General features: G+C 71.8%; 10 protein-coding genes. 6 read left to right on the top strand and 4 right to left on the bottom strand.

Annotation, left to right across the window (positions count from 1 at the left end; translation table 11 throughout):
- Window positions 1–256: 256 nt before the first annotated feature.
- Both ACZ5U5_RS30395 and ACZ5U5_RS30390 read left to right on the top strand, forming a co-directional pair.
- Complete coding sequence (locus ACZ5U5_RS30395; protein WP_469027899.1) at window positions 257–1,489, top strand: hypothetical protein; 1,233 nt, start codon at window positions 257–259, stop codon at window positions 1,487–1,489.
- Window positions 1,477–2,796 (top strand): hypothetical protein, encoded by a 1,320-nt coding sequence (locus ACZ5U5_RS30390; RefSeq protein ID WP_469027896.1) that lies wholly within the window; start codon window positions 1,477–1,479, stop codon window positions 2,794–2,796. Before ACZ5U5_RS30395 ends, ACZ5U5_RS30390 begins: the two co-directional genes overlap by 13 nt.
- A 34-nt stretch (window positions 2,797–2,830) precedes the next feature.
- Here ACZ5U5_RS30390 and ACZ5U5_RS30385 read toward each other — a convergent pair whose 3' ends face one another.
- Complete coding sequence (locus ACZ5U5_RS30385; protein ID WP_469028058.1) at window positions 2,831–3,514, bottom strand: pyridoxamine 5'-phosphate oxidase family protein; 684 nt, start codon at window positions 3,512–3,514, stop codon at window positions 2,831–2,833.
- A 219-nt stretch (window positions 3,515–3,733) separates the two neighbouring features.
- Between ACZ5U5_RS30385 and ACZ5U5_RS30380 the strand changes: the two genes are divergently transcribed.
- Together ACZ5U5_RS30380 and ACZ5U5_RS30375 are read left to right on the top strand one after the other, a co-directional pair.
- On the top strand, window positions 3,734–6,619 hold the full coding sequence (locus tag ACZ5U5_RS30380; protein ID WP_469027893.1) for a glycoside hydrolase family 2 TIM barrel-domain containing protein: 2,886 nt from the start codon (window positions 3,734–3,736) through the stop codon (window positions 6,617–6,619).
- Window positions 6,620–6,705: 86 nt separating this feature from the next.
- Entirely contained in the window at window positions 6,706–7,134 is a 429-nt protein-coding gene (locus ACZ5U5_RS30375) for a VOC family protein (protein WP_469027890.1), read from the top strand.
- Here the strand turns inward: ACZ5U5_RS30375 and ACZ5U5_RS30370 are convergent.
- On the bottom strand, window positions 7,106–7,834 hold the full coding sequence (locus ACZ5U5_RS30370) for a DUF6597 domain-containing transcriptional factor (protein WP_469027888.1): 729 nt from the start codon (window positions 7,832–7,834) through the stop codon (window positions 7,106–7,108). The two genes, ACZ5U5_RS30375 and ACZ5U5_RS30370, sit on opposite strands and share 29 nt — an antisense overlap.
- Before the next feature lie 24 nt (window positions 7,835–7,858).
- Window positions 7,859–8,794 (bottom strand): AraC family transcriptional regulator, encoded by a 936-nt coding sequence (locus ACZ5U5_RS30365; protein ID WP_469027885.1) that lies wholly within the window; start codon window positions 8,792–8,794, stop codon window positions 7,859–7,861.
- An 80-nt stretch (window positions 8,795–8,874) separates the two neighbouring features.
- On the opposite strand from ACZ5U5_RS30365, the gene ACZ5U5_RS30360 reads away from it, so the two are divergent.
- The gene (locus ACZ5U5_RS30360; RefSeq protein WP_469027882.1) at window positions 8,875–9,741 is read left to right on the top strand and encodes an NmrA family NAD(P)-binding protein; all 867 of its coding nucleotides are present in this window, start codon (window positions 8,875–8,877) and stop codon (window positions 9,739–9,741) included.
- Window positions 9,742–9,857: 116 nt separating this feature from the next.
- On the opposite strand, the gene ACZ5U5_RS30355 is transcribed toward ACZ5U5_RS30360, so the two are convergent.
- Entirely contained in the window at window positions 9,858–11,000 is a 1,143-nt protein-coding gene (locus ACZ5U5_RS30355; RefSeq protein WP_469027879.1) for a YihY/virulence factor BrkB family protein, read from the bottom strand.
- A gap of 17 nt (window positions 11,001–11,017) precedes the next feature.
- Between ACZ5U5_RS30355 and ACZ5U5_RS30350 the strand changes: the two genes are divergently transcribed.
- Window positions 11,018–12,655: an acyl-CoA dehydrogenase family protein gene (locus ACZ5U5_RS30350; RefSeq protein ID WP_469027876.1), complete on the top strand. Its 1,638-nt coding sequence runs from the start codon at window positions 11,018–11,020 to the stop codon at window positions 12,653–12,655.
- Window positions 12,656–12,681 lie beyond the last annotated feature (26 nt).

The raw sequence follows: 12,681 nt of genomic DNA, 5'->3' as shown, positions 1-12,681 counted from the left end.
GCGTACTGCTCGGCCCCGACGGAGACCTCGATCTGTACGGCGGTGCCGACATCCGGTCGGTGGTCCATCAGGCTGCGGGCGCGCTGTCCGCGCAGGCGGGCCGGTCGATCTCGGATTCCCTCGCGCTGATCAAGGCCCGCGCGTTCGCGTTCGGCGTGCCCCCCCGAAGCGGTCGCCCGGCGATATCTGACCGGGCCGATGGAGCTCTAGCCGGCCCGGTTGGTAGCGTCTCCTCTCCGATCTTGGAAGGGGGGCCATGCCGGGAATCCGTGACGTCCGCAGGCGTACGTGGCTTCTGGCCACCGGGGTGGCCGTCCTGGCTCTGGTGGTGGCAGGAACCGGGATCGCCGTGTCGCGGTCCCAGGAGCGCGACGACCGTCTCGCGGCCAATCAAGACCAGTTGACCCGCGCCTGCGCGGGCCTGCTCCCCGAGGAGCTGCGTTCCTACGTTCCGGACGACTCGGCGGGCGTACTGGACGAGTACGGCACGCTCCTCGCGCCGAGGCAGCAGAGCCGGGCGCTGCTCGACTGCACGCTGTCGTGGGGCGGTGGCGACGCACGCTGGGAGCCGGACGCGCAGGTGAGGGTGCGGGCCCAGGCCGTGCTCGGCCGGGCCGACGCGCCGGTCGGCGGCTTCGAACTGCCGCTGCCGAGCAGCGCGTTGGGCGGGGTGTCCACCGATGACCGGCTGCACGCCAGCCAGGTGTCGGCCACGCTGCTCACGGAGTGCCGGAAGGGGCTGAGCGGCCGGGTCAGGCCGTCGAAGGATCTGCTCGTCTCCGTGGACCTTCCCTCGCGCGCCGACAGCGAGTACGACGTCCCGAAGTCCGACCGGCTCCTCGCGTCCCGCACCGCGGTACGGGTCGCCGACTGGGTGAGCCGGGAACAGGGCTGCGGCGGACGGCCGTTGGCCGGCGTGAAGGAGGCGGAGAGGGCTGGCGCGCTCTGCGAGTGGCTCTCGCCCGAGGCGCTGAAGTTCGCGGCCGGAAACTGGAAGTTCGACGCGAACGACACCGCGTACAACAAACGCGCCGGGACCTGCGGCGGGCAGTGGGACGACACGGCGGGGCAGGCGACCGAGCCACGGACCAAGGCCGCGAGCGCGCAGAGCTGGTCCGGCGTCCTCGCGCCCGGCGCGTACGAGAGGTTCGGCGGCAGCGGTGTCGTCCCCGGGACCGGCCAGAGCCGCCACAAGCGGGGTCCCGAGGGGCAGTTGACCTTCGGCCGGTCGGGCGACGATCCGCTGCTCGCGCTCTGGGCGCGGTCGGTGTGCGACGGCGGGCCGACGTTCCACCGCGTCACGGTGACACCCGCGCTCGACTTCCGGCACCAGGACGAGGTCGTCCTGGACAAGAAGGAGTGGCGGCGGGTGTCGGCGGACGCGCGGGCGCTGCTCGACCGGTATCTGGTGGCGGACGACGGCTGGCCGCGACGCGCGCACTGCCGCAGCACCGAGATCATGGGAGAGGTGGAGGAGTGGCGGGACTGACCTGGCGTTCCGGTGCCGGACGAGGACTCACCACGGCTGCCGGGGCGGTGCTCGCCCTCGCGTTGGTGGCGGGCGGCTACTTCTGGTTCGGCGGGGGTTACGACCGGTGGGTGGCGCAGCGCCTGGTGGGCGGGGCCTGCGACGGGGTGCTCCCGGCCGCCGAAGTGCGTGACGTACTGGGCGAGGGGCCGTTCAAGGACGAGACGCGCGACCGGGTGGAGGGCGAGCTGGGCGACGCCTCCCTGCGCGTGGACTGCACGATCACCCGTGACGCCGAGGGCAGTCCGGCCCGCGACGGCTCGGTGACGGTCAACGTGCGGGCGGTGCCCGAGCGGCCCGCGAAGGGCGACGAGGGCCCGGAGGCCCGGAGGTGGCGGCGGGACACCTTCAGCGGCGAGTACGACGGGGTGTATCCGGACGTGCACTCCGCACTGCCGCCGGTGGCGGTCGGGTCCGGGTGGAACGGCACCTTCACGGCGAGCGGATCGAGCGGATCGAGCGGTGGGGGCGTGTCGTCCGATGTGTCGGCCACCACCGCGGTCCTCCTCGACTGTGCGCGCGGCCGTGGCGGACTCCTGGTCACGGTGGACACCGAGGGCGAGGACGCGACCGTAAACGACCCCGGGCAGCGCACCGCATACGCCCGGATCGCCACCGCCACGGCGGCGAACGCCTCCGCGCACTGGAACTGCGACGCCGACCTGGGGAAGCCGCCGCGCACGGTGCCGCTGCCCGTGGACACGGACGAGGCCGTGCCGCTCGCCGACGCCGCCGCGTCCTGCCGTGGCGTACCCGGGCGTGGCTCCGAGGTGGCACGCGCGTGGGAGGGCGGGCGGCGCGGGACGCCGGTCGAGGTGTGCGTGCTGGGTCCCGGCACCGTGACGCGGGGCGGGCTGCCGGTGGCCGTGTCGTCCGAGGACGTGGGTGGGCGGTATCGGCTGACCGCGTCCTACGGCCCGTACGCGCAGGACGAGCGCTACCGCTACCAGGACCACTACGACTTCCTGGGCCGGAACGCCATCCCCGGCGTGCGGCCGTCGGGCCGGCTACCGGACGGCGGCTACTGGGTGAGCGCGGCATGCGAGAAGGGCGGCGAGCGCGCCCTGTTCACCGTCGAGCCACCTGGGTCCGGCGACGCCTCGTACGAACAGGACGAGAAGGACGAGAAGGACGAGAAGGACGAGAGGGGCGAGAGGGGCGAGCCCGCGCCCGCCGATCGCGCCTACCAGCGCGCCGCGCTCACGGCGTTCGCACAGGGCTCGGCGAAGGCGCACGGCTGCGGGACGCCCTCCGCCGCGAAACCCTGACCCGCCTCAGCCGCCGCCTCAACCCCGACCCTCCTCAGCTCTGCCGCGTACCACCGCGCGCGGCGATGTGAGGCGGGACCGCGATGCCCGGCGGGAGCAGCGGATCGGCGAGCGGAGTACCCCAACTGGCGGTCAGGGGAAGGTTTCCGGCCCAGATGCCGAGCTCGGCATCTGGGCCTTCACCGTCGTCCGGTGGGCCCGCGCTCGTCTTGACCGACGCCTCCTCCAGGGAGAGGGCGAGCAGTGTCGTGGCAGCGAGTTCCTTGTGGCTGGGGCGTCGGGCGTAATCCCACTGGCCCGGGGCCGCGTGCTCGGTGAGCAGGCGCAGGCCGGTCAGTTTCTCCTGCGGGTCGGTGACCTCGCGCGGGACGCCGTAGATCATCGCGCTGCGGTAGCTGACGCCGTGCTCGAAGACCGAGCGGGCCAGGATCAGGCCGTCCACGTGGGTCACGGTCACGCAGATCTCGGCGGCCGGGTCGGCGGCCAGGCTGCGGCTCGCGACCGAGCCGTGCAGATACATCTGGGTGTCGTCGCGACCGTAGACGGTGGGGACCACCATCGGATGGCCGTCGACCACGACACCCAGATGACAGACGAACCCGGCGTCGAGTATCGCCTCCAGGTCGGCGCGGTCCAGGCTGCCCTGCTCGCGCAGACGGCTGTGGCGGGTGCGATCGGTCTGCGGGAGCGTGGCGGGCAGACGCGGTGGCGACGGCACGTGCGGCTTGCTGGGTTGCTGGCTGGTGGTCACGCCTCCGCAAGCTACCGATAACGCGGCCGAAATGCCATGCCTCAACGAATAACGACTAACCGATCGGCGCCACACGACGAAATCCGCAACCCCTGCGCCTTTTGTCCAACTCGGTCTCCGAGAATCCAACAACCTCCGCCGTGTGACGGTTGTGGCGCCTCACCTCCCCCCTGTCTGATGGAGGTCATGGAGCTCCCCTACCTTGAGGACGTATCCCCCGGCACCGGCAGCCTCCCGCCCCGCGCGTGGTATGCGAAGTCGGACGCCATCTCCCTCTCGCTGAACGGCAGTTGGAACTTCCGTCTCTCCCCGGCCGCCGACACGGCCGATGACTCCTTCGCCTCGGAGGGCTACGACGCCCGGGGCTGGGACACCGTGGCGGTGCCCGGCCACTGGGTGCTGCAGGGCCACGGCGCGCCCATCTACACGAACATGGTCTATCCCTTCCCGGTCGATCCGCCCCGGGTGCCCACCGAGAACCCGACCGGCGATCACCTGCGCACCTTCGACCTGCCGGACGGCTGGCCGGAGACCGGCGACGGCACACTCCGCTTCGACGGCGTCGAGTCCTGCGCCCGCGTCTGGCTGAACGGCACGGAGCTTGGCGAGTTCAAGGGCTCCCGGCTCCCGCACGAGTTCTCGGTCGGCCACCTCCTGAAGCCGTCGGACAACGTCCTCGCGGTCCGCGTCCACCAGTGGTCGTCCGGTTCCTATCTGGAGGACCAGGACCAGTGGTGGCTGCCGGGCATCTTCCGGGACGTGACCCTGCTGCACCGCCCGGAGGGTTGCGCCCTCGACTTCTTCACGCACGCCTCGTACGACCATCGCGCGGGGACGGGAACCTTGCGCGTCGACTCGGACGTCGAGGGGCGGATCAGCGTGCCCGAGCTGGGGATCGATGTCGCCACGGGCGAGTCCGTGACGGTGGCCGTCGAACCCTGGACCGCCGAGATGCCACGCCTTTACGACGGGGTCCTGGCCACGCCGGGCGAGCTCGTCCCGCTGCGGATCGGCTTCCGCACGGTCGTGGTCGAGGACGGCGTCATCAAGGTCAACGGACGGCGAATCCTGTTCCGGGGCGTGAACCGGCACGAGTTCCATCCGGACACGGGCCGCGCCCTCGACCTCGCCACGATGCGCACCGACGTGCTCCTGATGAAGCAGCACAACATCAACGCGGTCCGCACCAGCCACTACCCGCCGCACCCGGCCTTCCTCGACCTCTGCGACGAGCTCGGACTGTGGGTCGTCGACGAGTGCGACCTGGAGACCCACGGCTTCACCGAGCAAGGGTGGCGCGGCAACCCCGTCGACGACGAGCGCTGGACGCCCGCCCTCCTGGACCGCGCGGCCCGCATGGTCGAGCGCGACAAGAACCACGCCTCGGTGATCATCTGGTCCCTCGGCAACGAGTGCGGGACGGGCCGCGGCCTGACCGCCATGGCCCGCTGGATCCGCGTGCGGGACGCGGGGCGCCTGATCCACTACGAGGGCGACCCGTCCTGCGCGGACACCGACATGTACTCGCGCATGTACGCCGACCATGCCGAGGTGGAGCGCATCGGCCACCGGGCGGACACCGGAGGACCCGAGGCGCGGCGCCAACTCCCCTTCATCCTCTGCGAGTACGGGCACGCGATGGGCAACGGCCCCGGCGGCCTGAGCGAGTACCAGGAGCTGTTCGACGCGCACGAACGCAATCAGGGCGGCTTCATCTGGGAGTGGATCGACCACGGCCTCAGCCACCCGGAGTTCGGTTACGCCTACGGCGGCGACTTCGGCGAGGAGCTGCACGACGGGAACTTCGTCTGCGACGGCCTGGTCTTCCCCGACCGGCTGCCGTCGCCCGGACTCGACGCGTACAAGCGGGTCATCCAGCCCGTGCGTTTCGCGTACGACGACGATGCGGGGACGGTCAAGGTCACCAATCTGCACGACTTCGCGGACCTGTCCCATCTGTCCTTCGAGTGGCAGTACATCAGCGACGACGAAGAGGCCCCCTTCGCGGCCGGGGAGCTGGCCGTGCCGCCGGAGCTCGGGCCCGGTGAATCCGTCGAGCTGAAAGTGCCCGACGCGCCGGCCGCGAGCCGCGACGCCGAGACCTTCCTGCATTTCACGGCCACGGTGGGCGTCGAGACGAGCTGGACGAAGCTGGACCATGTAGTCGCGCGGGCCGAGTTCGCGGTCGCACCACGTCCTGCGGCCCGTCCCGCCACAGGTGCACGCCCCGTGCCCGACGGTGACCTCATCACGCTCGGCCCCGGCACCTTCGACGCCCGCAGCGGCGAGCTGCGCACGCTGAACGACGTCCCGCTGACCAGCGCCCCGCGCCTGGACATCTGGCGCGCGCCCACCGACAACGACAACGGGGCGTCCTGGCAGGGCGGGCAGCGCAACGGCCTCGTCTGGCGCGAGCTGGGCCTGCACCGGATGCAACACCGCCTCGATTCGGTCCAGTTGACGGACGACACGCTCATCGTCCGCACCCGTGCGGCACCCGCCGCACGCGACATCGGCCTGCGCACGGTCTACCGCTGGACGTCCGACGGCGCCCGCCTGCGCCTCACGGTGTCCGTGGTGCCCGAGGGTGAGTGGACGGTGCCGCTGCCCCGGCTCGGCATCCGGCTCGGTCTGCCCGCCGCGTACGGGTACGCGCACTGGTTCGGCGGCTCCGGCGAGGCGTACCCGGACACGGCGGCGGCGTCCGACATCGGTCGCCACTTCGCGCCGGTCGACCGCATGCAGACCCCGTATGTGTGCCCGCAGGAGAACGGCGCCCGCGCGGACGTCCGTTGGGCCGAGCTGCGGACCGACTTCACGGGCGTCGGACTACGGGTGGTCGGTGAGCCCGCCTTCTGGTTCACGGCACGCCGCTGGACCACCGAGCAGCTCGACGCGGCCACGCACCGCACGGATCTCGTCGCCGGAGACACCGTGTGGGTCCACCTCGATCACGGGCAGCACGGCATCGGCTCGCAGGCGTGCGGTCCCGGGGTTCTGCCGCGGTACGAACTCCACGCCGCCCCGGCGGAGTTCGCGTTCACCTTCTCGCGCCAGGAAGGGACCTCGTAGGACGGTCAGTCGATGGGGCACACACGGCGTGGCGCGTCGTCCGATTCCTTCAAGACGGGCGGACGGCGGCTGTCTACGCTCGAAGCATGAACACGAACATCACACCCCGCTTCGACCTGATCGGCATCGTCGTCGCCGACATGGCCGCCACACTCGCCTTCTACCGCCGCCTCGGCCTGGAGTTCGCCGAGGGTTCGGAGGAGCAGCCGCACGTCGAGGCGGCGCTCCCCGGCGGTCTGCGCCTCGCGTTCGACACGGAGGAAACCATCCGTTCCTTCACCGAGAACTGGGAGCCGCCGCAGAGCTCGGGCCGCATCGGGCTCGCGTTCCACTGCGAGACCCCCGAGGGTGTCGACGCGGTGTACGCGGAGCTGGTGAACGCCGGGTACCGCGGCGAGCTGAAGCCGTGGGACGCCTTCTGGGGCCAGCGGTACGCCGCTGTCCTCGACCCGGACGGGAACGGCGTCGACCTGTTCGCGCCGCTGCCTACACCGCCGGGTCCGGCCGCGGGCTGAGCAGCTCGCCCAGCGGTACGCCCGTCAACTCCTTGACGTCACGCGCCAGATGGGCCTGGTCGGCGAAGCCCGCGACGACCGCAGTCTCCGCGTACGCCAGGCCTCCCCTGGCCAGGGCGAGCGCGCGCTGCAGGCGCAGGACCCGGGCCAGCGTCTTGGGGCCGTAGCCGAACGCGGTTAGTGAACGCCGGTGCAGGAGACGGGCGTTGATGCCCACCTCCTCGGCGGTGGACGCGATGGACCGCCCCGAGTCCAGGGACGTGACGACGTGGGTGAGCAGCGGGTCCGGCGGCCCCGCCACGTCCGCCCGCGCCAGGGCTGCGGACTCCAGGACGGCGGCCGGATCGCGGGCCGCGTCCATGCGCTCGGTCAGCCGGCGCACCTCGGCGGACGGCCACAGGTCGGCGAGGTCGACACGCCGGTCACGCAGTTCGTGCGCGGGCACGCCGAGGAAGGCGGGGGCGGTGCCGGGATAGAAGCGGATGCCCACATAACGTGCGGCGCCGTTCGACTCGGGGCGGTACGCGCGGGTGTCGGGGCCCGCGACCAGGAGCCTGCCGCCGGTCCAGAGCAGGTCCATGCAACCGTCGGGCAGGACGGGGTACACGGGGCCGGTCCGGGCGCCCCCGGCACGGGTCCACAGGACCGCGCCGGTGACCAGGGACGGCCGCTCCGCGTACTGGACAGGCGTGAACGACACGCCTCAAGGCTACGCCGCCCGGGGTCACGCGGCCCGTGAGCGGTGCTCCTGCGGGCTGACCCCGTACACCCGCTTGAAGGCGCTGGACAGCGCGAACGCGCTGCCGTACCCGACGCGGCGGGCGATCGCGGCGATCGTCTGCTCGCCGTCCCGCAGCAGGTCGGCGGCGAGCGCGAGCCGCCAGCCCGTCAGGTACGCCATCGGCGGCTCGCCCACGAGTTCGGTGAACCGCCGGGCGAGCGCGGCCCGTGAGACGCCCGCCTTCGCGGCGAGTCCGGCGATCGTCCACGGGTGTGCGGGGTCGTCCTGGAGCAGCCGGATCGCCTGCCCGACCACCGGGTCCCCCATCGCCCGGTACCAGGCGGGTGCCTCCGCCTCCGGCCGGGAGAACCAGGCCCGCAGCGTCGCGATCATCAGCAGGTCGAGCAGCCGGTCGAGCACGACCTCCTGCCCGGGTTCGTCCTTGGTGATCTCGTCGGCGAGCAGCGGGGTGAGCGGGCAGTCCCACACCTCGATGGGCAGGACGAGGAGCGGGGGCAGCGCGTCGAGCAGGCGGCCGGTGATCTCGCCGCGCGCCTGGTAGGTGCCGATCAGCATCTCGGAGGCGCCGTCGAGCGATTGGCCCCAGGTGCGCGGGCCGAGGTCGCGGTACTGGTCGGCGGGGGTGTCACCGAGGGGCATGCAGTGTTCGCCGGGCCGGATCTCCACGCGGGGCGGCGCCGCCTGCTCGTCGGCGACGGTGTAGTGGTCGGGGCCGCGGGCGACGGCGACGTCACCGGGGCGGATCAGCTGGGGTTCGCCGTCCTCGGGCACGATCCAGGCGGTGCCCCGCACCATGATCATGACCGACAGGGGTGCCTCGTCCGCGATGCGGACGGACCAGGGCGGGTCGAAGCACGCGCGGATCATGAAGGCTCCTCGCGCGCGGGGGCCTTCCAGCAAGCCTGCGAGTACATCCATGCGGGAAGCGTAGACGTACGCGTATGGGGGCGAGTCCCTGGCGGATGGTTCCTTGTGGCGCGGGCCAGTTCACTGGAGTCATGACAGAGACCGCAGTGAACACGCAGCACAATCAGCACACGCCGAAGATGACGGTGCTGGTCACCGGGGCCACCGGCAGGACCGGGCGCCGGGTCGCGGAGGCCGTGCGGGCCGCGGGCCACACGGTGCGGGCCGCGTCGCGGTCGGGCGCCGTGCGCTTCGACTGGTACGACCCCTCGACGTGGGAGGACGCGCTGCGGGGCGCGGACGCCGCCTACCTCGCCTACATGCCGGACGTCGGCGCGCCCGGCGCGGGCGAGACGGTGGGCGCGCTGGCCCGGCAGGCGGTGGCGCTCGGTGTGCGGCGGCTCGTGCTGCTCTCTGCGCGGGGCGAGGACCAGGCGGAGCCGACCGAGCGGGCGGTGCGGGAGTCCGGGGCCGAGTGGACGGTCGTACGGGCGAGTTGGTTCGCCCAGAACCTCAGCGAGGGGCCGCTGCTCGACGGGATGCGCGCCGGGGAGCTGGTGTTCCCCGCCGGTGAGGTGCTCGAACCGTTCATCGACGCGCGGGACATCGCCGATGTGGTGGTGGCGGTACTGCGTCCCGATTCGGGCTACGCGGGCCGGGTTCTGGAGATCTCGGGGCCGCGGCTTCTTTCGTTCCGCGACGCCGTGGCCGAGGTGTCGGCGGCCGCGGGGCGGGAGATTCGATATGTCCCCGTCTCGGCGAGGGAGTACGGGGGTGCTCTCGCCGAGTACGGGGCGCCTGCGGAGGAGGTCGAGTTCCTGATCGAGCTCTTCGAGACGAACCTGGACGGCCGCAACGCGTATCTCTCCGAGGGGGTGCGGGAGGTACTGGGGCGGGCGCCGCGGGACTTCGCCGATTTTGCTCGGGAGCAGGGGGAGGCGGGCGTCTGGAAGGGGTGACTACTCCCCAACCCCGCCCCTTCCCACAAACTCGCTCGGCGCGAGGGCCTTGTCCTCCAACGCCGGACGGGCTGGAAATCCAGCCCGTCCGGCGTTTGAGGACATCTTGTAGCCCCCTACTCCGGCGGCTTCTCCCCGTTCCCCCCAGATTTCTTCACGTGCGTCCGCAGTCGCGAAGAGACGTCATCCGGCGGCAGGAAGCGGGACCACCGCTCGGGGAACTCGGACGGCATGTCGGGGTCGTCCGGGTCCGCGGAAGCCTCCCGCGCGGCGGCCGCCCGCGCCACCATCTCCACCGCCCGCGCCTCCCGGATCCGGTCGTTGGCCGCTCGCGCGGCCGCCGTGGCGACGGAGGGCCACACCCGGTCGATCGCGGCGTTCACCGCCGCCCCCACGAGGACCGCGAACGCCGACACACCGATCCACAGAAGCACCGCCACCGGCGCCGCCAACGAGCCGTAGATCGTGGGCCCTTCGACCGTGCTCGTGAGGTAGATCCGGAGCAGGAAGCTGCCGAGGACCCACATCCCCAGGGCGATGAGCGCGCCCGGCATGTCCTCCACCCAGGGCGAGCGCACCGGCACGGACACGTGGTACAGCGTCGTCAGGAACACCACCGAGAGCAGCGTCACCACCGGCCAGTACAGGATCTGCACGACCGTCGTGGAGCCGGGCACCAGCTTCACCACCGCGTCGGGGCCCGCCACCATCAGCGGCAGCGCCACCGACCCGATCAGCAGCGCCACGATGAACAGGCCGAACGCCAGGAGGCGGGTCTTGACGATGCCGCGCGCGCCGTCCAGGCCGTACATCACCGTGATCGTGTCGATGAAGACGTTCACGGCGCGCGAGCCCGACCACAGGGCGAAGACGAAACCGATGGAGATGACGTCGGGCCTGCCGACCCGCATGACGTCCTCCAGTATCGGCTGCGCGATCTGGCTGACGCCCCGGTCGGAGAGGACCGTGCGGGAGGCCTCGAGGATGTTGTTCTCGACGCTGGCGATCGTGTTCGCGCCGGTCCACCGGTCCACGTACGCGAGGAGCCCGATCAGGCTCAGGAGCAGCGGCGGCACCGAGAGCAGCGTGAAGAACGCCGCTTCGGCGGCAAGGCCCAGGATGCGGTACTCCACGCATGAGTTGACCGTGTCCTTGAGCAGCAGCCAGGCGGTCCTGCGCTTGGAGACGTTGCTGTAGAGAGCGCGGGCCCGGTTCCAGCGGCCCGACGGCCTCCCGGGTGTTTCATTTGCCTGGTGCACCTCCTTACCGTAGCGGCATGGCAGCCACCACCCACACAGTGACCAACCAGGCTCCGCCCCTGGTGGGATATGACGTCTTTACGTCTGACCGCGCGCTCGCGGAAGGGGTCGAACGGCATCTCGACCCCGCGCTCCTCGACACCGCGCGCGAGCAACTCTCGGAACTCGGGCGGACCGCGGGCTCGGAGCAGGCGCGCGAATGGGGGTTCCTCGCCAACGAGAATCCGCCCGTTCTGCACACCCATGACCGCTATGGGAATCGTATCGACGAGGTCGCCTTCCACCCCGCGTGGCACCGGCTGCTCGGCAAGGCGGTGTCGTCGGGTCTGACCACCGCCTGGTCGCGTCCGGGCGGGCATCTGCGGCGCGCCGCCGGGTTCCTGGTGTGGTCGCAGGTCGAGGCGGGGCACGGCTGCCCGGTGTCGATGACGCACGCGGCCGTTCCCGCCCTGCGGGCCGATCCCGCGCTCGCCGCCGTGTGGGAGCCCCGGCTCACCTCCCTCGTCTACGACGAAGGCATGCGGCCCGCCTCGCAGAAGGCCGGAGCGCTCTTCGGGATGGGCATGACGGAGAAGCAGGGCGGCAGCGACGTCCGGGCGAACACGACGCGTGCGCGTGCCCTCGCGGAGGAAGGTGCCTATGAACTCACCGGGCACAAGTGGTTCTGCTCCGCACCCATGTCCGACGGTTTCCTGGTGCTCGGGCAGACCGACGCGGGGCTCACGTGCTTCCTCGTGCCACGGGTCCTTGAGGACGGCACGAGGAATGCCTTCGCCATTCAGCGCCTGAAGGACAAACTGGGCAACAAGTCGAACGCGTCGAGCGAGGTCGAGTTCGACGGGACGTGGGCGCGCCGGGTCGGGGACGAGGGGCGCGGGGTGCGCACCATCATCGAGATGGTGGCGGCCACGCGGCTCGACTGCGTCATCGGCTCCGCGTCGCTCATGCGGCAGGCCGTCGCGCAGGCCGTGCACCACGCCACGTACCGCGAGGCGTTCGGCGGCAAGCTCGTCGACAAGCCGCTCATGCGCAACGTACTGGCGGATCTCGCCCTGGAGTCGGAGGCCGCCACGACCCTCGCGCTGCGCCTCGCGGCCGCGTACGACGACGGGAGCGAGCAGGAGCGGGCGTTCCTGCGCATCGCGGTGCCGGCCGCGAAGTACTGGGTGACCAAGCGCTGCACGCCGCTCGTGGTGGAGGCCCTCGAGGTGCTCGGCGGCAACGGCTACGTCGAGGAGTCGGGGATGCCGCGGCTCCTTCGCGAGTCGCCGCTCAACTCCATCTGGGAGGGCTCGGGGAACGTACAGGCGCTCGACGTGCTGCGTGCGCTGCAGCGGGAGCCGCTGGCCCTGAACGCCTTCCTCCAGGAGGTCGGCCTCGCCCGCGGCGCCGACCACCGCCTGGACGGCGCGATCAAGGGTCTGCTGACCGAACTGGCCGACCTGGACGGCGTGGAGGCGCGGGCGCGCCGCCTCGTGGAGCGGATGGCCCTGGTGCTCCAGGGTTCGCTGCTCGTGCGGTACGCGCCCCCGGAGGTGGCCGACGCGTTCTGTGCCTCGCGGCTCGGCGGGGACTGGGGCTCGGCGTTCGGGACGCTGCCGCACACCCTCGATCTGGCCTCCGTGGTGGAACGGGCGGCTCCGCGCGACGCCTAGTCACCTCCCCCACACGCCCCGGGCAT

The sequence above is a fragment of the Streptomyces sp. NPDC033177 genome (genome assembly GCF_055577715.1).
Note: the sequence above shows the minus strand (reverse complement) of the source record. Positions and strands in the feature narration are given on the sequence as shown.

What these genes read in the sequence shown, in the direction of transcription:
- ACZ5U5_RS30360 (WP_469027882.1), top strand. Translation starts at nt 8,875, where the DNA reads ATGACAGAGACCGCAGTGAACACGCAGCACAATCAGCACACGCCGAAG.
- ACZ5U5_RS30350 (WP_469027876.1), top strand. Translation starts at nt 11,018, where the DNA reads ATGGCAGCCACCACCCACACAGTGACCAACCAGGCTCCGCCCCTGGTG.
- ACZ5U5_RS30395 (WP_469027899.1), top strand. Translation starts at nt 257, where the DNA reads ATGCCGGGAATCCGTGACGTCCGCAGGCGTACGTGGCTTCTGGCCACC.
- ACZ5U5_RS30375 (WP_469027890.1), top strand. Translation starts at nt 6,706, where the DNA reads ATGAACACGAACATCACACCCCGCTTCGACCTGATCGGCATCGTCGTC.
- ACZ5U5_RS30365 (WP_469027885.1), bottom strand. Translation starts at nt 8,794, where the DNA reads ATGGATGTACTCGCAGGCTTGCTGGAAGGCCCCCGCGCGCGAGGAGCC.
- ACZ5U5_RS30380 (WP_469027893.1), top strand. Translation starts at nt 3,734, where the DNA reads ATGGAGCTCCCCTACCTTGAGGACGTATCCCCCGGCACCGGCAGCCTC.